The following is a 17,239-nucleotide window of genomic DNA, read 5'->3' on the forward strand; positions in this document are numbered from 1 at the left end:
ATCACCTGCCCGGAGTTCACGCATGAATCGTCCGCTACAGATTGGTCTTTTACTGTTCCCTGATGTCACTCAGCTCGACTTAACCGGCCCGTGGGAGGTGTTTGCGCGCACGCCTGGTGTCGAATGCCATCTCATCTGGAAAGATCGCCAGCCGGTGCGTTCCGATCGCGGCCTGTCGATATTGCCGACTACTACGTTTGCAGATTGCCCGCCACTGGATGTGATCTGTGTGCCTGGCGGGCCGGGACAGATCGCCCTGATGTCGGATGACGTCACGCTGAATTTCCTTCGCCAGCAGGCCGAACAGGCGAAGTGGGTTACGTCGGTCTGTACCGGTTCGCTGGTGCTGGGGGCCGCCGGATTGCTAAAGGGATATCGTGCTACCTCGCACTGGAGCTCCATCGATCAGCTGGCACTGCTGGGCGCGGAGCCGGTCAGTGAGCGGGTGGTGCGCGACCGCAATCGTATCAGCGGCGCAGGCGTGACTTCTGGCATCGATTTTGCCCTGACGCTGGTGGCAGAAATTGCGGGTGACGCGGTGGCGAAAGCGGTTCAGCTGCAGATGGAATATGATCCTGAACCGCCGTTTACCAGCGGTTCGCCGCATACCGCATCGCCACAGGAAGTGGAGCAGGCGCGGGCGAAAATGGCTGAGTTTCTTGCCACTCGCCGTGCGGCAACCAAACGAGCCGCCCTGCGACTACAGGCTGATTAGCTTACTGACACCGGGGATGCGCAACAGCAGCAGTGACAGCGCCATTGAGAAGATTAACGTCAGGGCGATGACCAGCAGTTTATCGCCCAGCGTCTGGATGCGGATTGCCGCCGCCAGCAGGCCAAAAATCAGATAGTGCAGGATATAGACGCCGGTCATGGTCTTCCCCAGGGTCGTCAGAAACGGCGTCAGCCACTGGACTTTTTCCGGCAGGCGAATGGCGTTAATGCTGATCACAATCAGCACCACCAGCAGATAAACCTGCGAGCCCGTCAGCACCACATCGTTATGGGTCGCCAGAAAGCGCGCAAGAAAGTAATGACGCTCATACAGCCAGGTAAAGAGATAAACCGCGGGCAGCAGCAGCAGGCTGATCTTTATCACTCTGGGTGATGTCAGCAACTGCATCACGCGCGGCGCGGCCATCAGCCGACCTGTGAGGTAGTAGAGCACCCAGGTCCAGATTCGGTATTGCGGCAGCAGCGAAAAGGCCCGCTGGCCCGGGTAGAGGCTGGCGAGCAGGTCATAGGCAAAAGCTAACACCAGCAGCAGTAAAATCCCCGATGCCATCAGCCCAGGCCGCTGAATGAGTCTGTCAATCAGCGGATGCGACACATAAATCACAATCAACGCAATTACAAACCACGGCTGAATCAGATAGCCCTTATGATGCATCCCGGCAAACCAGAAAAAGCTGAACCAGAAGATAAAAATCAGCAGAATACGGCGAATTTTGCCGAGCTGCCACGCGGGTGTATGCAGCTCACCGGCGTCGATATAGCCGCTGAGCAGAAAATAGAGCGGCGTGGCGATCGTCGAAACAAAACTCAGCACGTTCAGCGTCAGATTAATGTCGTAATGGTAGCTGTCGTAGCTCTGGTAAAGCGTGAAAAACGAGACGGCGGTGATACAGGCCAGCGTCTTCAGCATTGCCAGTCCGCTCTTATTCACCGTGCGCCTCCCGACCATGGAAGCAACGATAGATGACCGGCAGCACCAGCAGGGTCAATACTGTCGCGAACCCGAGGCCAAAAATAATGACCACCGCCATGCTCTGGAAAAAGACGTCGCGCAGCAGCGGCAGCAGGCCAAGCACCGTGGTGAAGGCGGTCAGCAGAATAGGACGCAGACGTGAGGTCGCCGCATCAATAATCGCCAGCTGCAGCGATTTCTCCTGCCGGAACAGCCTGATCTCCTCAATCAGCACGATCCCGTTACGGATCAGCATGCCCGACAGGCTCAGCAGCCCAATCAGCGCCATAAAGCCAAACGGAATACCGGTGAACAAAAAGCCACAGGTGACGCCAATCAGCGCCAGCGGCACGGTAATCCAGATAGCGACGGCGTCGCGCAGCGAGTTAAACATCAGCACGGTAATGATGAACATCGCCAGGAATCCCACCGGCAGCGAACTCAGCAGCCCGCTTTGCGCTTCACGTGAACTCTCCAGCTCACCTCCCCATTCAAGCCGGTAGCCCGCCGGGAGTTTAAGCTGATCGATCTGTGGCTGAACCCGCGCCACCACTTGTGCGGAGGTTAACCCTGAAGCGGGATCGGGATCGGTCTGCACCGTCAGCACGCGCGTACGATCGCGGCGCATAATCAGCGGATTCTCCCACTCCAGCCGGAAGTCAGAAATCACATTGCTCAGGGGGACAAAGTGCTGCAGGGCCGCACTCCACAGCTGAATATTCTCGATGTGATCGACACTCTGCCGCTCTTCATCAGCCGGATAGAGCATCACCGGCATCAGCCGCGAACCGTCACGGAAAATGCCCACCGCGTCACCGCTGAAATTCATTCTCAGCGCCTGATCGATGTCACGTTTATCGATACCCAGTTCCTGACCACGCAGCGCCGAATAGACCGGGCGGATCACTTTGCTGCGCTCCTGCCAGTCATTGCGCACCGGAAACGTTGAGCCATCCGCCAGGAAAATGGCATCCAGCTGGCTGCCGATGTGGCGCAGCACTTCGGGATCGGGGCCGATCACCCGCAGGGCAATGGCGCTGTCACTGGCGCTGCCAAACTGGATACGTTTGATGCGCTGATTCACCTGTGGGAAGTTCTGCTCAATATAGGCCTCGGTTTTCAGCGCCAGCGCATCAAGCTGTCGGCCATCCTTAACCCGCACCATAATCTGGGCGAAGTTGCTGTACTGCCGTGCCGCGTCATAGGTCAGGGTAAAGCGCAGAGCGCCCTGGCCCACCGTCGTGACCGTGGCTGCGACCTCAGGATCCTGATTAATGAACCGGGCAATATCCGCCGCCGTATTCGCGGTGTAATGAATATCGGTGCCATAGGGCAGCCAGAGATCGGTGAAAAAGACTGGCGTGCTGGAGGAAGGGAAAAAGTTCTGCTTCACCATGGTAAAGCCATACAGCGACAGAGCCAGCAGTGCCACCATTACCGTCAGCGTGGTCAGGCGGAAACGCAGCAGGCCGCCCAGCGCCTGACGATAGAGCCGGAATACGATGCCCTGATAAGGCGTGGAGGGTTCAGTTTGCTCAGGCTGAGCCGTGCTGCGGCGCTTCTCACTCCAGTTGATAAATACCGGCGTTAAGGTCAGCGCCGTGACCCAGCTCAGCATCAGTGAAATCAGCAGCACCTGGAACAGTGATTTACAATATTCGCCGGTCGAATCCTGCGACAGGCCAATCGGTGCAAAGGCGAGAATTGCAATCACCGTGGCACCCAGCAGCGGCAGGGCAGTGCGCCGCACCATGCGGGCAATGGCCTGCTGTAAAGGGTGCCCGCGCTGATGATCGATTTTGACCCCTTCGACCACCACAATGGCATTGTCCACCAGCATGCTAAGCGAAATAATCAGCGCGCCCAGCGACACCCGCTGCAGCTCAAGTTTAAACAGGTACATGATCAGGAGTGTGCCAAGCACGTTAAGCGCCAGCGAGGCGGCAATCACCATGCCGCTGCGCAGGCCCATAAACAGCAGCAGCGTTCCCACCACAATCGCCAGCGCCATCAGGAAATTGAGGATAAAGCCATCAACCGACTGTTTCACCTCATGGGCCTGGTTATAGAACACCTTCAGGCTGATACCGGCGGGCGTATCCTGCTGATAGTGCGCCATTCGGGCGGAAAGCGCGTCGCCAACATCAATCACATTGACGCCGGGCGCGAACGAAATGCCGATAGCCAGAGCCGCTTCACCGTCTGCAAAGTAGATATTGGCGGGATTGTCGGTAACGCCACGCGTCAGGGTGGCGATATCGCGCAGATGCACGTTCTGTGGGTTGCCAGCGGGCAGAATCGGCAGATTAGCCAGATCGTCAAGCGTCTGCAGTTCGCCGGTGGGATGAAAACGGATCGATTCGCTGTCGACCCTCAGCGTTCCGGCACTGGCAACGCTGTTATTCCGGCTCAGCAGATCGGCGACGCGCTGCGGCGTCATACCATAGGCGGTCATTTTGCTGGCGGAGAGAGCGATGCGGATCTCCTCCTGCTCGACGCCCGCTACCGCAACTTTAGCCACACCCGGCACCAGCACCAGATCGCGCCGCAGCTGATCGGCGTAGTTGCGCAGTTCGCTGTTGGTAAAGTCTTTACCGTGAATGACGAAGAAGTAGCCATAAACATCGCCGAAATCATCGTTAACCAGCGGGGCCTGAACGCCAGGCGGGAACTGCCGGGCCGCATCGCCGACCCGACGACGTAACTCATCCCAGATTTGCGGCAGCTGATCGGCCAGATAGCGGGTATGAATATTAACGGTAATCTGCGACAGGCCATTGCCAGAAATGGACGTGACATTGTCCAGCGACGGCAGGCGCTGCAGCGCATTCTCCAGCGGCAGCGTTACCTCCTCTTCAACCTGCTGTGCGGACGCGCCGGGATAGTGGGTGACAATTACCGCCGACTTAATGGTAAACAGCGGATCTTCGAGGCGGCCAATGTTGAGCAGCGCATAGATGCCGCCCACGCCCAGCAGCAGAATGACCATCCAGATGCGAATGGGTTTATCAAGAAAATGCTCCTGAATACGCATTATAAACCCCGCTCGCGCTGCCAGATGCGCACCGCTTCACCGTCACGCAACTCACCCACACCGGCGGCAACGATACGGTCGCCCGGCTTCAGCCCGCTGATGATTTCTATGCCCTGGGCGGTGAGACGGCCCACTTCGACAGGTCGATCTTTGATGCGCAGCGCCTCGCCATCCTGCTCAACCAGCCAGACGTGCGGTTGATTGGTGGGGCTGCGATCGGGATTGAACACCGCCGCCGCAGGCACGACCAGACGCGGCTGGGCAGGGGCATTTGGCAGGTTATGCAGCCTGACGCGCACCGATCCGCTGAGGCCGGCAACGCCAGGGAGATCAGCCGGACGCGGCATGGTCAGCACCACCTGATAGGTCAGCGTGGCGGCATCCGTCTGGCTGGTATGCTCTTTGTATTGTGCGGTGAAAAAGCGGCCTGGCAGGGCGTTCAACTGCACCTCAGGCTGATAGTCAATATTCTGGATATCGAGGCTGGTGAAGAGGGTTTCGGGCAGCGTAAAGATGACGTCTAGCAGATCGGCACGGGTCAGCAGCGCAATGGGCTGTCCGGCGGCCACGACCTGATGATTACGCGCCTGTACCCTTGCAATCACGCCATCAAACGGCGCGCGAAGGCTAAGAAACTGTAACTCCTCCTGTGCGATTTTCAGCGCAGTCGCGGCGGCATCGCGATTAGCACGCTGCACATCCATTTCAGACTTTGAAACGGCGCTGCGCTGGGCCAGCGTATTGAAGCGCTGAAATTGTCGCTCCGCCAGTTGCAGTGCAGTCTGGCGGTCGCGTACCCGTAGTTTCGCATCTGCATCATTCAGAGTAGCGAGAAGCTGTCCCGCTTTCACGGGCGTTCCGTCACGAATATCAAGCTTTACCAGCTGGCCTGCCCGTTTAAACGCAAGATCGGTATTATCACCCGCCTGAATACGCGCAGGAAATACCCGGATATTTTGAGCGATGTCCGACTCAAGGGTGAAAACTTTAATTACGCGGGGCGGGGGAGCATCCGGTTCTTTTTTTTCATCGCACGCTGTCATAAAAAAACAACAGAGCAAAATGAGGATAACCTTGCGTTTAATCATTTTCTTCGCCTTAACATCAGCTTTTAAACTGCGGTTTGATAAGCATTAAGGCGTAATAAACCCTGATGCTTATCGCGACCGGGATAAACTTATTTTTAATCTTCGTCATATAAGTTTAACGAAGCGGCAGGGCCGCTTCGCCTGAATCGGCTTACGCCGCCATCTGAGAGACCACCAGCCAGGTCAGTAAGCCCACCAGAGTCGTTGCGGCGACCGCGAGAATAACGAAACCGCAAAGCATGATAATGCTCTGTTTTTTCATCAGAGTTTCCTTTTGCGAGCCAGAGTATAAACCGATGCACACTGCATCAGCATACTTAAACCTTAGCTAAACAAAAACAACGTTGTCATTCTCATAATATAGGTTAGATTTAATTTAGCCATTTTATGTTATTCGTCAGACGTTTCTTACGTAAATATGATATCGGTCATTACCTGCAGGAGGGGCTGCCTGCAAAATGCATGTCTTTTAATTGCGCCTTTATTTCATCGCTAAATGGCACGAGGTTTATATATGCTAAATAATGATAAGCAGGATAAAGCGTTAGCTTTATCTGAGCGCCCCTGGTATCAGCGTAGTGTGGCAGAGATATTCTCCGAACTGCAGAGCTCATCAGCAGGATTATCCACCGCCACTGCGCAGGAACGCCTGCAGAAACACGGTCCCAATGCCCTTCCGCAAAAAGCTGAGAAATCGGCTCTGCTCAAATTCATCGCGCATTTTAAAGATGTGCTGATCTATATTCTGCTGGCCGCGGCGGTGATCACCGCGATAATGGGTCACTGGGTCGATACCTTTGTCATTATCGGCGTGGCCGTCATTAACGCCCTGATCGGCTTTATTCAGGAGAATAATGCCGAGAAGTCACTGAAAAGTATTCAGAACATGCTTGCCAGTGAAGCGATGCTGGTGCGAGATGGCAAACAGGTCACGGTCGCGACGCGCGATATTGTGGTCGGTGACGTGGTGATGTTACGCCCCGGCGATAAAATCCCGGCTGATCTGCGACTGTTTGAGGTCAATAATCTGCGGGTTGAAGAGGCGATTCTCACCGGGGAGTCGACGGTGGTGTCGAAGAACACCGATACGCTGAGCGGTGAAAAATCGCTGGGCGACCGTCTGAACCTGGCTTTTTCAGGCACTACCGTCAGTTCCGGCACCGCCGCAGGCGTGGTGATCGCCAGCGGCGGTGATACTGAGCTGGGCCATATCAACGAAATGATCAGCGGCATAAAAGAGGTTAAAACCCCGCTGCTGGTGCAGATCGACAAACTCGGTAAAGCGATCTTTTTCATCATCCTGCTGATGATGGTCGCCCTGTTTATCTTCGGCTATCTGCTGCGTGACATTCCACTGGGCGAGCTCTCGCTGTCCGTCATCAGCCTGGCGGTTGCTGCGGTTCCGGAAGGTCTGCCTGCCATTATCTCTATCATCCTGTCGCTGGGCGTGCAGTCGATGGCGCGGACCCAGGCGATTATCCGTAAGCTGCCGACTGTTGAAACCCTGGGCGCGATGTCGGTGATCTGCTCCGATAAAACCGGCACGCTCACCATGAATGAGATGACGGTGAAAGCGGTGGTGCTGGCGAAGAGCCGCTGGCGCGTCAGCGGAAACAGCTATGAACCCAAAGGGGAGATTGTTGCTGAGCAGGGCGACGCAAGTGGACTCTCTGCGGCACAGGATCCGCTGTTTCAGCAGTTCCTGCATGCGGTAGACACCTGTAATGAAAGCCAGCTGCGTCAGGAAAGTCAGGGACACTGGACGATTGTTGGCGGCCCGACTGAAGGCGCGCTGAAGGTGCTGGCGGCGAAGGGTCAGACGACACCTCAGCCGGTTGAGGTGGTGAGCAAGCTGCCGTTCGATTCCCTCTATAAATATATGTCGGTCAGCTGTGTTGCCAACGGCGAATCTTATGTGCTGCTGACCGGTGCGCCAGACGTGCTGCTGACGCTATGTCAGCAGCAGCAAACACCGGAGGGTGCAGAGCCGATAGACCGTGCGTACTGGGATGCCGCCATCACCACCTACGCCAGCGAAGGGCTGCGCACCGTTGCCGCCGCCTGGAAGAGAACCTCTGCACCCGTTACCGCGCTGGATCATGCCGATCTGAGAAGTGACATGGTGCTGCTGGGTCTGGCCTGTATGATGGATCCCCCACGTCCCGAGGCGATTGCCGCCATTGACGAGTGCCAGAAAGCGGGCATTCGCGTCAAAATGATCACCGGCGACCATCAGGAAACCGCAATGGCGATTGGTCAGATGCTGGGAATCGGCAACAGCCAGGCTGCTATCACTGGCTACCAGCTTGAACACATGAGTGACGCCGAACTGGCGGACGCGGCAAAAACCTATGATATTTTTGCCCGCACCAGCCCGGAACACAAACTGCGTCTGGTGAAAGCGCTGGAAGCGAGCGGCGAGATCGTCGGCATGACCGGCGACGGCGTCAATGATGCTCCGGCGCTGAAACAGGCCAACGTCGGTATTGCGATGGGTATCAAAGGCACCGAGGTGACAAAAGAGGCGGCCGATATGATTCTGGCCGACGATAACTTTGCCACCATCGCTGCGGCAGTCAAAGAGGGACGTCGGGTTTACGACAACCTCAAGAAAACCATCCTGTTTATTATGCCCACCAACCTGGCACAGGGTCTGCTGATTATTATCGCGATTCTGATGGGCAATCTGCTGCCGTTAACCCCAGTACAGATTCTGTGGATGAACATGGCAACGTCCGCCACGCTGTCGTTTGGTCTGGCGTTCGAGCCTGCTGAAGCGAATGCGATGCGCCGGCCACCGCGCAATGTCAAAGCACACGTAATGGACGCTTACGCTATATGGCGCGTGGTGTTTGTCGGTCTGCTGATTTCAATCAGTGCCTTTGTGCTGGAAGCCTGGCTGCAACCGCGTGGCTACAGTGCCGAGTTTATCCGTACCGTGCTGCTGCAGATGCTGGTCACCGCGCAGTGGGCCTACATGCTTAACTGCCGTAACTCTGATGGCTTCTCACTGGATCGTGGTCTGCTGAAAAATCGTGGTATCTGGCTGGTGACGCTGGTACTGATTGTCCTTCAGGCGATCATTATCTATGTGCCATTAATGAACACGCTGTTTGGTACGCGCCCACTGCCGATCAACTACTGGCTGATTTCGCTGATTGTCAGTATCGCGATCTTCATCATAGTTGAGATTGAAAAACGCTTCACCCGCGCATGGCGGGTGAAGACGCCTTCACTGAGTTAATTCTGTCTCCGGGTCCTGCTGCGGATAGCTCGCCAGCAGGACCTTTTTAATCAGATAGGTCAGTGGAATAGCCAGTATCCCGCCCGTAATCCCCAGTAACGCCTGCCAGAACAGAAACGCCAGCAACTGCGTGGTCAGCGCCAGATTGAGTCGCTTCCCAATCAGCAATGGTTCGATCACCGAACTCAGGCAGAGGTTCAGCACCACAAAGAAACCTGCTACCGCCAGCGCGATCTGTAAATCAAACATGATGTAACTCTGGATCACCGGCGGAATCGCGGCCAGAAAGGAGCCAAGCACCGGCACGTAATTAAAGATGAACATCAGCACGCCCCAGAAAAAGGCAAACTTCAGCCCGATCAGATGCGCACCGACGCCCACGATTAACCCGCCCAGAATACTGGTCAGCGTTTTCACTCTGGCATACACAATCACGCTCTGAATTCCCTCCTGCAGCGCCAGATAAAAGGCCTGATGTTTTCCCTTTACCCGCTGTTGCAGTGCAGCTTTCAGCAGCGGCATCTCATACAGCATAAACAGCAGCATCAGGAACACCATGATCCACCATGAGATGACGCCAGGGATTTGCGTCAGAAACGCGGTGACGATGCGCACTATCGCACCTGCATCCACAAAGGTCAGCAACTGGTCGGGCGTCATACCGATATCAAGCCGGGCAAAGGCCAGCGTCAGCTGTTCAAGCCGGGCCGCCAGCAGCACGGGCGCCTGGCGGCTGAGCTGCATTAAATCGGGCGTCAGCACGGTTAACTTGAGGATAGTGACCACCATGATCAACAGCATCAGCATAATCACCAGAAGTGACGAGACGATGCGCGGTATGCGGTTGTTTTCCAGCCGGGTAATCAGGGGATCAAGCATGATGGCCAGTAACATTGCCAGCAGTACCTGGTTGATCAGCGGTGCTGCCAGATAAAGGCCGGTCAGAATAATGGTCAGACAGGCGAGGATAAACAGCACGCGTGCCATTGGCGGCCAGAGGGTAAACCAGCTCAGTCCCATGATTGGGCTCCTTCAGCAAAGATAAGCTGCAGTATAGATGAGGCTTAAGCTTCAGTGCTTTGCGTCAGGTCAGAGGGGGAAAGGCTTCTCTCAGGGCTTAAGAGACGATCATCGGTGGCTCCTGACCCTTGTTCAACGCACGAATGCGCGACCAAAAGCTATCCGGATAGTTTATTTACGATCCGGTTTCAGCCGACGATCAAACCGGAACGGAATGGCCTCAGCCTGTTGAACTATCCGGAAGAACTCGGGATGTTCAGGATTTAACAGATAGTTATATTCTACAGGGGAGAGGGCACTGGGAACACGCAACGCAACCGCATCGCAGGCAGAGCACCAGGCGTCTCCATAGTCAGCCAGTTCTGCCGGTGCATCTTCATCAGCCCAGTTTGCAGGCAACTCAGTGATATCAGCGGTCTGAATCAACGCATCGGGAACATCGATGCGCAGAAGTGTGAAAGCATCCAGGATGTGTGCTGAGTGCAGATGGACCAGTGTTTCCAGCAAAGTCAGTGATGCTGTTTCAGAAACATAAACCATGGAGATGCCGATGCTGTTCCAGCGGCCGCCCGCCTCTTTTGCGCCAAATCCCGTCCAGGCTGTTGAAAGATACTTTGTCTTGGTCAGCCTGTAGAGAATCAAGAGTAAACTCCGTGCTCCAGGCGCGTGATTAATTTCATGACCTCGTAAGCCCCGGTTTCAGACGCCATCAGTTCTGCGGGCATTTTCCAGCTCAGCGCCCTGTTAGGCTCATTCAACCATTTTTGCGCTTCATCCTTATCACCTTCGAACAGTTCAACTGCGCGATCAATGACACGGATAATACGTACCAGTCGTTCACTTTGTTCAGCGCTGAATTTCGCTTTCACGCTTCGGCTGAACGTCGTGGAGGGTATACCGGACATTTTGCGCAGGTCGTTTTGCGTAATCTTCGCCCAGTTGACGATCAGGTGAGCTACGTTGCCATCAAGGCCTTCATTAATCTGGCCCAGCAGGGCGACACCATCAGCGTTGTTCAGGCCTGCGGCCTGCCATAAGCGTGGCTGCCTGGTTTTGTTCGCAGAAAAGCTGAATGTTTTCATCTGTCACCTCCAATTGGTCATTTAACTATAACCATTTGGTGGGAGGGGCGCAAATTTCAGGATCTGATAAATCAGGAAAACCGGTCACTCTGAACCTTTCAGTGGCATGTGTCAGATCAAGTCGCGACTCACACATATTCATGAGTTTCATTCATATCACGTTATTGATCTGAATAATGTGCAGATTGTCGATCTCATGAGCCAGTTTCTTAAAGAGCGAAATCTGCAATAGCGGGCAGACAAAGATCAGGATTAATCATCATTGATGAATAAAAGTAATAAGCCCTGGCTAATTACCCTACTTAATCCAATTAATCACTTTACGTTATGCTTTTCACACACAACGGCTGAAGGATAACGCCATGCCCACTGTAAAACTCAAAAATGGTAGAGAACATCAATATCCTCGTTTTTGAACTCAGTTCTGAGGATATGTTGCAAATTGCGGCGCTTGATTCCGCAACCAGCGCATTCTTCTCTCATCCCTATCCGGCGATGGTGGAGTGGCTGACTGGCCGCAAACCTGACGTTTAAAACGCAACAGAAGAGGCTTTCAATAATGCAAAAACGCTATCTCGGAAAATCAGGGCTTGAAGTGTCAGCACTCGGTTTGGGCTGTATGGGCCTGAGTCATGGCTATGGTCCGGCGACCGACACTCGTCAGGCTGTTGAGCTGATTCGCGCCGCGGTTGAACGTGGGGTGACATTTTTCGACACAGCCGAAGTTTATGGCCCATATCTTAATGAAGACGTGGTGGGTGAAGCGTTACAACCCTTACGCGACCGGGTGGTTATCGCTACCAAATTTGGTTTTACCTTTGGTGAGGACAATAAACAGCAGATTTTAAACAGCCGCCCGGAACATATTCGCAAAGCGGTTGAAGGCTCGTTGCGTCGTCTGAAAACCGATGTGATTGATTTGCTGTATCAGCACCGCGTCGATCCGGAAGTCCCTATCGAAGATGTTGCGGGAACCGTGAAAGACCTGATTTCAGAAGGTAAGGTCAAACATTTCGGCCTTTCTGAAGCGGGTGCACAAACCATTCGTCGTGCACATGCCGTACAACCTGTTACTGCACTGCAAAGCGAATACTCAATTTGGTGGCGCGAGCCTGAGCAGGAGATCCTGCCATTGCTGGAGGAGTTGGGGATTGGTTTTGTGCCATTCAGTCCATTAGGCAAAGGATTTCTGACGGGCGCGATTAAGTCAGGAACGACGTTTGGCAGGGATGATTTCCGTAGTAAGGTGCCGCGTTTTGCCGCTGAAGCAATTGAAGCCAACGAAAAGCTGGTCACATTACTGGGTGAACTGGCTGCCGGAAAAGGGGTTACGTCTGCACAAATAGCACTGGCATGGTTGCTGGCACAAAAACCGTGGATTGTTCCCATCCCCGGCACTACTAAACTGCACCGGCTGGATGAAAACCTGGGTGCTGCCGACATCACGCTTTCACAGGACGACGTGCGGCAGATAGAAGAGGCGCTTGAAACGATAGAAATCGTCGGCGAGCGTTACTCCCCTGAGCATCAGGCTCGTGTGGGCCGTTAAGATTCAGGCGGGTCTGCATCGAATTGTAGACCCGCTATTCCGGGTGCCGAAGCGCATCTATCATCAGCACAAAAGCGGGCGGATGCTGTTTACGGCTCGGATAACAGAGATAATAACCGGGAAATGCAGGGCACCAATCCTGCAGAATCTGAATTAGCTTTCCGGATTTTACATGCTCCCTGATCGTATCTTCAGGAACACAGGCAATACCAAAACCCGATAATACGGCATCGATTCTTTCTGACAGAAAATTAAACGTGACCTGTCCTTCAACTCTGACACGTAACGATTTTCCTTCCTTCACGAACTTCCAATGATAAAAGTTTTAATTTTGGCCATACGAGAGTTTGAGCTGCATGCTCCCCTGCGGATAAGCGGATATTGCCAGAGAGCGTTCCATTGAGTTGAACCTGAAATTCATGCTCCTGCTCAAGATCGGCAATACGTGGCTCAGATAGGCCTGATTACATAACGCGAGATTAAAACGGCGTGCCTGACGTGTCGAACATGTCTGGGCCTATGCCTTTCACGCGCCGTCGAAACGGTGTTTTATCTGAGAAGGTCATGGTGAGGGGCGGGTTCCATTTCCAGGCAAGCCCCAGGCATAAGAAAGCCTTTATCTGGCGGACAAATCAGTCTATCTTTAAGGAAATGATCATTCTCTAATGGTGTTTGCGATGAACGATAACCGTTATAAAGAGCGGGGACGACCGCGGGCGTTTGATACCGATTCGGCACTGGACAGCGCAATGCTGGTATTCCGGCAAAAGGGCTATCACGCCACCTCGATCGGCGATTTGGGCCAGGCTATGCAACTCACTACCGGCAGCATCTATAAAGCTTTTACCGACAAGCGCACGCTGTTTGCAAACGTCTTCGCTCGCTATCTCTCAATGCGCAACAGCAGTTTAGCCGCGCGGCTGGCGCAATGTGAAAATGGCCGTGAGCAACTGGCGGCGCTACTCAATTTTTATGTGGATTCAGTGCGCGATGTCGAAGGTGAGCGCGGCTGTCTGGTGGCTGTCAGCGCCGTGGAGCTGCAAACTCTGGATGAGGAACTTGCCGGAGCCGTCAGCGCGGCGCTGATACGCAACCAGCAGAATCTGCAGCAGATAATCAGCCTGGGTCAGCAGGATGGTTCGGTCAATCCTGCACTGGACAGAGACGCCACCGCTTCGCTAATGCTTTGCATTGTTCTGGGGATGCGGGTCGCCGGTAAAGTTGCTGCGACCCGGCCCGATGCCAGCATCATCCCCCTGGCGCTGAAGTTACTCGACTAAATTTTTTACTCATTAAGGAAGTGATCGTTTCCTTATTGTCCGGAGGTTTTATGCACGTATATCCACTCTACCAGCACCATTTTATTAACATTGACTCGCAGCGGCTACACTACCTCAGCGCAGGCAGTGAACACGCTGAGGCTGTGGTTTTGCTCGCGGGTTTCCCGCAAAGCAGTTATGCCTGGCGGGAGGTTATTCCCTTGCTTGCCAGCCGCTTTCATGTGATCGCACCCGACCTGCCAGGGCAGGGTGATTCTGACTTTCCAGCCAGTGGTTACGACACTGACAGCGTGGCAGAGCGCATACTGGCGCTGCTGAACCAGCTGGGTATCAAACGCTTTCATCTGGCCGGGCATGATATCGGGGCGTGGGTCGCCTGGTCACTGGCGGCAGGCCATCCCGAAAAGTTTAGCCGTCTCGCGCTGCTGGATGGCGGTATTCCCGGTATCACGCTGCCTGACTTAATGCCAATGGTGGGTGATAGCGCCTGGAAAACCTGGCATTTTGGATTTCACTGTGTGGATGATTTACCGGAAGCGCTGATCACTGGCAGAGAGGCGATCTACCTGGACTGGTTTTTTAACCGTAAGTCAGCCAATCCACATCGCATAGATGCGGCGGCCCGTCATGAATATTTGCGCGTTTTTCAGCAGCCCGGGGCCCTGCGGGCCGGACTGGCTTTTTACCGCGCTTTCGCACAGTCGGCAGAGCAGAATCGACAGCGCGCGTTAAAAGGCAAACTGGCTTTACCGCTGCTGGCTGTCAGTGCCGACCAGGGATCGATACCCGATATGGCCACCCCGCTGCGCACCGTAGCGCATCAGGTAAGCAGTGAAACTGTTCTCAACTGCGGTCATTTTATTCCCGACGAACAACCCGAGAAATTAGCGGAAATACTGGCAGACTTCTTTATTCCCTCTCCGGATAAAAGCGAAATATCACCTCAGTGACAGTAGTGAAAGTAATGTCGTGTGGCGGATTATTAATATTATTGCTGACCCGCTGTTATCTCATACAGGTTTCCAATAAATAACACTATCTTATTGATTTTTAAGTATGTAGAGCAGACTGTTGCGCGTTGCTTTCTGTCGCGTGCTGTGAATAAATAAACGGTCATCAACGTCCGCCATCAGGATGAGATTAAAATAGCGGTCGGCAACAGAGTGCCGATCGCATATTGCCGGGGCTGCTATGAATCAGGAAAAAGCACGACTGGCCGGGGAAATAAAAGCCAGAGTTAATGAACTTGAATCGCAGTTAGTGGCGATTCGACGTGATATCCATGCGCATCCGGAACTAGGCTTTGATACGCTGCGCACCGCCAGTCTGGTCACAGAGTATCTGCAGGCGCTGGGACTCAATCCCCGCACCGGCGTTGGCCGCAGCGGTGTTGTGGTGGATATCGACGGCGCAGAGCCGGGTAAGACGCTGCTGTTGCGCGCCGACATGGACGCGCTGCCGATCCATGAGCAGACCGGTCTGCCGTTTGCCAGCCGCTATCCCGGAAAAATGCACGCCTGTGGGCATGATATTCACACCGCAACGATGCTGGGTGTGGCAACGATCGTGCCGCACTATCGTCAGCAACTCAAAGGCCGGGTCCGGCTGATATTCCAGCCCGCGGAAGAGACGCCAGAAAGCGGCGCTGAGGCGATGATTGCGGACGGCGCGGCAGATGGCATCGACTGGGCCGTGACCCTGCATAACAAGCCTGAACTGGCTGCGGGAGAAGTCGCCCTGACACGCGGGGCCAGCACCGCCTCCAGCGATGAATTCGACGTTACGGTGCATGGCGTATCGACCCACGCGGCACGTCCGCACATGGGCACCGATCCGATCATCGCGACCGTGCATCTCATCAGCCAGCTACAGACCCTCATCTCGCGTGAGCGCGATCCCGCTCACTCCGCCGTATTAACCATCGGGCACATTCAGGGTGGTACCACCCACAATATCATTCCCGATAGCTGCCTGTTTCAGGGCACCATCCGTACTAAGTCGCCGGAAGTACGCGCTGCTATGGAAACCTCGTTTAAACGGATGTGCGAAGGGGTGGCGCTGGCGCAAAACGTACGGGTGGAGGTTAACTTCCAGCGTGGTGTCCCGCCTTTGATGAATGACGATCGCCTGATCGATTCACTGGAACAGATTCTGTCGCATCAGTTTGATAAGCCTATCATCGCGCAGCCCAGCGCCAGCTTTGGAGCCGAAGATTTTTCACTGTTCACGGAACGGGTACCGGGCTGCCAGATTCATATTGGATCGGCCACGCCGGGCCGTGACGATCACCTGCATAACTCCGACTATCAGCCGGACGAACGCAGCATTACCGCCGGGACGCAGGCGCTGACCCGCCTTGCAATTGATTTACTCTCTTAATAATAAATAAATGAGGTTTATATGATGATGCGTAACCGCCTGTTTACGGCTTCTCTGACCGTGGCGCTGCTCGCCACTTCCGCGTTCAGCCAGGCGAAAGATTTCGGCACCCTGAAGTTTGCGACTGAAGCGGCTTATCCTCCGTTCAACCAGACCACCCCGAGCGGCAAAATCGTCGGCTATGAGCCGGATATGGTGGCGGAGCTGGCTAAACGTGCTGGCTTCAAATATGAAATCATCGCCCAGAAATGGTCGGGCATGATCCCGGGTCTTATCGACGGTAAATATGATGCGGTGATCGATGCGGTGACCGTAACGCCAAAACGTGCTGAAGCGATCGATTTTACCCATCAGTACACCGTGAGCGTCTCCAGCTTTGTGACTGCGAAAAAAAGCCCGCTGGCCACGCTGCCAGGCAGCGGCACGATTGTAACGGCGGATGATGACGCCGGCATGAAAAAAGCGATAGACGATCTGAAAACCACCTTCAAAGGGAAAACCATCGCGGTGCAGGTCGCCACCATTCAGGCGGATTTCCTGCAAAAATACCTGGGCGATGTTGCCACTATCCGCACCTATCAGGCGGGTCCTGAAACCTTTGCCGACCTGATGAATGGCCGGGTGGATGCTGTCATGGCGTCTCGTACCAACCTCAACGCCTTTGTGAAAAAACATACTGAGGCGATCAGCAGCAGCGGCTATGGCTTCTCCGGTGGCGTGCTGGGCGCAGGCTCGGCGATTGGTCTGCGTAAAGGCAACAGTGAGCTGCAGCAGGTGCTGAATCAGGCGCTGGACTCCATGATCAAAGATGGGACGCTGAGCAAACTGTCGATCAAATGGTTTGGCGAAGATGTCGCGCCGAAAGCGTAACCGCTG

13 protein-coding genes and 2 pseudogenes are annotated in these 17,239 nt (G+C 54.6%); 8 read left to right on the forward strand and 7 right to left on the reverse strand.

Translation table 11 applies throughout. From position 1 onward, the window contains the following. Positions 1-22: 22 nt before the first annotated feature. Positions 23-715: a DJ-1/PfpI family protein gene (locus ACO6VX_RS20365; protein ID WP_187515272.1), complete on the forward strand. Its 693-nt coding sequence runs from the start codon at positions 23-25 to the stop codon at positions 713-715. On the opposite strand, the gene ACO6VX_RS20370 is transcribed toward ACO6VX_RS20365, so the two are convergent. The 3 genes from ACO6VX_RS20370 to ACO6VX_RS20380 are packed head-to-tail and all read right to left on the reverse strand — an operon-like array spanning position 701 to position 5,809. Beyond that, complete coding sequence (locus tag ACO6VX_RS20370) at positions 701-1,666, reverse strand: acyltransferase family protein (protein WP_010670598.1); 966 nt, start codon at positions 1,664-1,666, stop codon at positions 701-703. The genes ACO6VX_RS20365 and ACO6VX_RS20370 overlap by 15 nt on opposite strands. After that, positions 1,659-4,721, reverse strand: a complete 3,063-nt coding sequence (locus ACO6VX_RS20375; RefSeq protein ID WP_010246798.1) for an efflux RND transporter permease subunit — start codon at positions 4,719-4,721, stop codon at positions 1,659-1,661. The genes ACO6VX_RS20370 and ACO6VX_RS20375 overlap by 8 nt, the downstream gene beginning before the upstream one ends. Next, positions 4,721-5,809 (reverse strand): efflux RND transporter periplasmic adaptor subunit, encoded by a 1,089-nt coding sequence (locus ACO6VX_RS20380; protein WP_422431340.1) that lies wholly within the window; start codon positions 5,807-5,809, stop codon positions 4,721-4,723. Before ACO6VX_RS20380 ends, ACO6VX_RS20375 begins: the two co-directional genes overlap by 1 nt. Positions 5,810-6,323: 514 nt before the next feature. Here ACO6VX_RS20380 and ACO6VX_RS20385 point away from each other — a divergent pair. Further along, complete coding sequence (locus ACO6VX_RS20385) at positions 6,324-9,053, forward strand: cation-transporting P-type ATPase (RefSeq protein ID WP_422431338.1); 2,730 nt, start codon at positions 6,324-6,326, stop codon at positions 9,051-9,053. Here the strand turns inward: ACO6VX_RS20385 and ACO6VX_RS20390 are convergent. The 3 genes from ACO6VX_RS20390 to parS all read right to left on the reverse strand — a co-directional run bounded on the left by ACO6VX_RS20390 (position 9,042) and on the right by parS (position 11,155). Next, a complete protein-coding gene (locus ACO6VX_RS20390; protein WP_124890727.1) occupies positions 9,042-10,073 on the reverse strand; it encodes an AI-2E family transporter in 1,032 nt (343 codons plus the stop codon). The genes ACO6VX_RS20385 and ACO6VX_RS20390 overlap by 12 nt on opposite strands. Before the next feature lie 171 nt (positions 10,074-10,244). After that, entirely contained in the window at positions 10,245-10,715 is a 471-nt protein-coding gene (locus ACO6VX_RS20395; protein ID WP_033760865.1) for an RES family NAD+ phosphorylase, read from the reverse strand. Next, positions 10,712-11,155, reverse strand: a complete 444-nt coding sequence (parS, locus tag ACO6VX_RS20400) for a type II toxin-antitoxin system Xre/ParS family antitoxin (protein WP_163852197.1) — start codon at positions 11,153-11,155, stop codon at positions 10,712-10,714. Before parS ends, ACO6VX_RS20395 begins: the two co-directional genes overlap by 4 nt. 381 nt (positions 11,156-11,536) lie before the next feature. Between parS and ACO6VX_RS20405 the strand changes: the two are divergent. Further along, a pseudogene (locus ACO6VX_RS20405) lies at positions 11,537-11,689 on the forward strand (aldo/keto reductase); the annotation flags it as partial. A 25-nt stretch (positions 11,690-11,714) separates the two neighbouring features. Beyond that, entirely contained in the window at positions 11,715-12,704 is a 990-nt protein-coding gene (locus tag ACO6VX_RS20410; RefSeq protein WP_422431333.1) for an aldo/keto reductase, read from the forward strand. A 34-nt stretch (positions 12,705-12,738) separates the two neighbouring features. On the opposite strand, the pseudogene ACO6VX_RS20415 reads toward ACO6VX_RS20410, so the two are convergent. Then, a pseudogene (locus ACO6VX_RS20415) lies at positions 12,739-13,156 on the reverse strand (LysR substrate-binding domain-containing protein); the annotation flags it as partial. 213 nt (positions 13,157-13,369) lie between these two features. Here ACO6VX_RS20415 and ACO6VX_RS20420 point away from each other — a divergent pair. The 4 genes from ACO6VX_RS20420 to ACO6VX_RS20435 all read left to right on the forward strand — a co-directional run bounded on the left by ACO6VX_RS20420 (position 13,370) and on the right by ACO6VX_RS20435 (position 17,233). Beyond that, entirely contained in the window at positions 13,370-13,984 is a 615-nt protein-coding gene (locus ACO6VX_RS20420) for a TetR/AcrR family transcriptional regulator (RefSeq protein WP_061902311.1), read from the forward strand. A 50-nt stretch (positions 13,985-14,034) separates the two neighbouring features. After that, positions 14,035-14,934: an alpha/beta fold hydrolase gene (locus ACO6VX_RS20425; protein WP_422431329.1), complete on the forward strand. Its 900-nt coding sequence runs from the start codon at positions 14,035-14,037 to the stop codon at positions 14,932-14,934. A 241-nt stretch (positions 14,935-15,175) separates the two neighbouring features. Next, a complete protein-coding gene (locus tag ACO6VX_RS20430) occupies positions 15,176-16,363 on the forward strand; it encodes a M20 metallopeptidase family protein (protein ID WP_187511178.1) in 1,188 nt (395 codons plus the stop codon). A 21-nt stretch (positions 16,364-16,384) separates the two neighbouring features. Beyond that, on the forward strand, positions 16,385-17,233 hold the full coding sequence (locus tag ACO6VX_RS20435) for a transporter substrate-binding domain-containing protein (protein WP_010246781.1): 849 nt from the start codon (positions 16,385-16,387) through the stop codon (positions 17,231-17,233). Positions 17,234-17,239: the final 6 nt, after the last annotated feature.

The organism is Pantoea sp. BJFS-204 (genome assembly GCF_049310725.1).
Lineage (GTDB): Bacteria > Pseudomonadota > Gammaproteobacteria > Enterobacterales > Enterobacteriaceae > Pantoea > Pantoea agglomerans.

Coding starts and splice junctions, on each gene's coding strand:
- ACO6VX_RS20365 (WP_187515272.1), top strand. CDS start 23: ATGAATCGTCCGCTACAGATTGGTCTTTTACTGTTCCCTGATGTCACT.
- ACO6VX_RS20385 (WP_422431338.1), top strand. CDS start 6,324: ATGCTAAATAATGATAAGCAGGATAAAGCGTTAGCTTTATCTGAGCGC.
- ACO6VX_RS20410 (WP_422431333.1), top strand. CDS start 11,715: ATGCAAAAACGCTATCTCGGAAAATCAGGGCTTGAAGTGTCAGCACTC.
- ACO6VX_RS20420 (WP_061902311.1), top strand. CDS start 13,370: ATGGTGTTTGCGATGAACGATAACCGTTATAAAGAGCGGGGACGACCG.
- ACO6VX_RS20380 (WP_422431340.1), bottom strand. CDS start 5,809: ATGATTAAACGCAAGGTTATCCTCATTTTGCTCTGTTGTTTTTTTATG.
- ACO6VX_RS20375 (WP_010246798.1), bottom strand. CDS start 4,721: ATGCGTATTCAGGAGCATTTTCTTGATAAACCCATTCGCATCTGGATG.
- ACO6VX_RS20390 (WP_124890727.1), bottom strand. CDS start 10,073: ATGGGACTGAGCTGGTTTACCCTCTGGCCGCCAATGGCACGCGTGCTG.
- ACO6VX_RS20430 (WP_187511178.1), top strand. CDS start 15,176: ATGAATCAGGAAAAAGCACGACTGGCCGGGGAAATAAAAGCCAGAGTT.
- parS (WP_163852197.1), bottom strand. CDS start 11,155: ATGAAAACATTCAGCTTTTCTGCGAACAAAACCAGGCAGCCACGCTTA.
- ACO6VX_RS20435 (WP_010246781.1), top strand. CDS start 16,385: ATGATGATGCGTAACCGCCTGTTTACGGCTTCTCTGACCGTGGCGCTG.
- ACO6VX_RS20425 (WP_422431329.1), top strand. CDS start 14,035: ATGCACGTATATCCACTCTACCAGCACCATTTTATTAACATTGACTCG.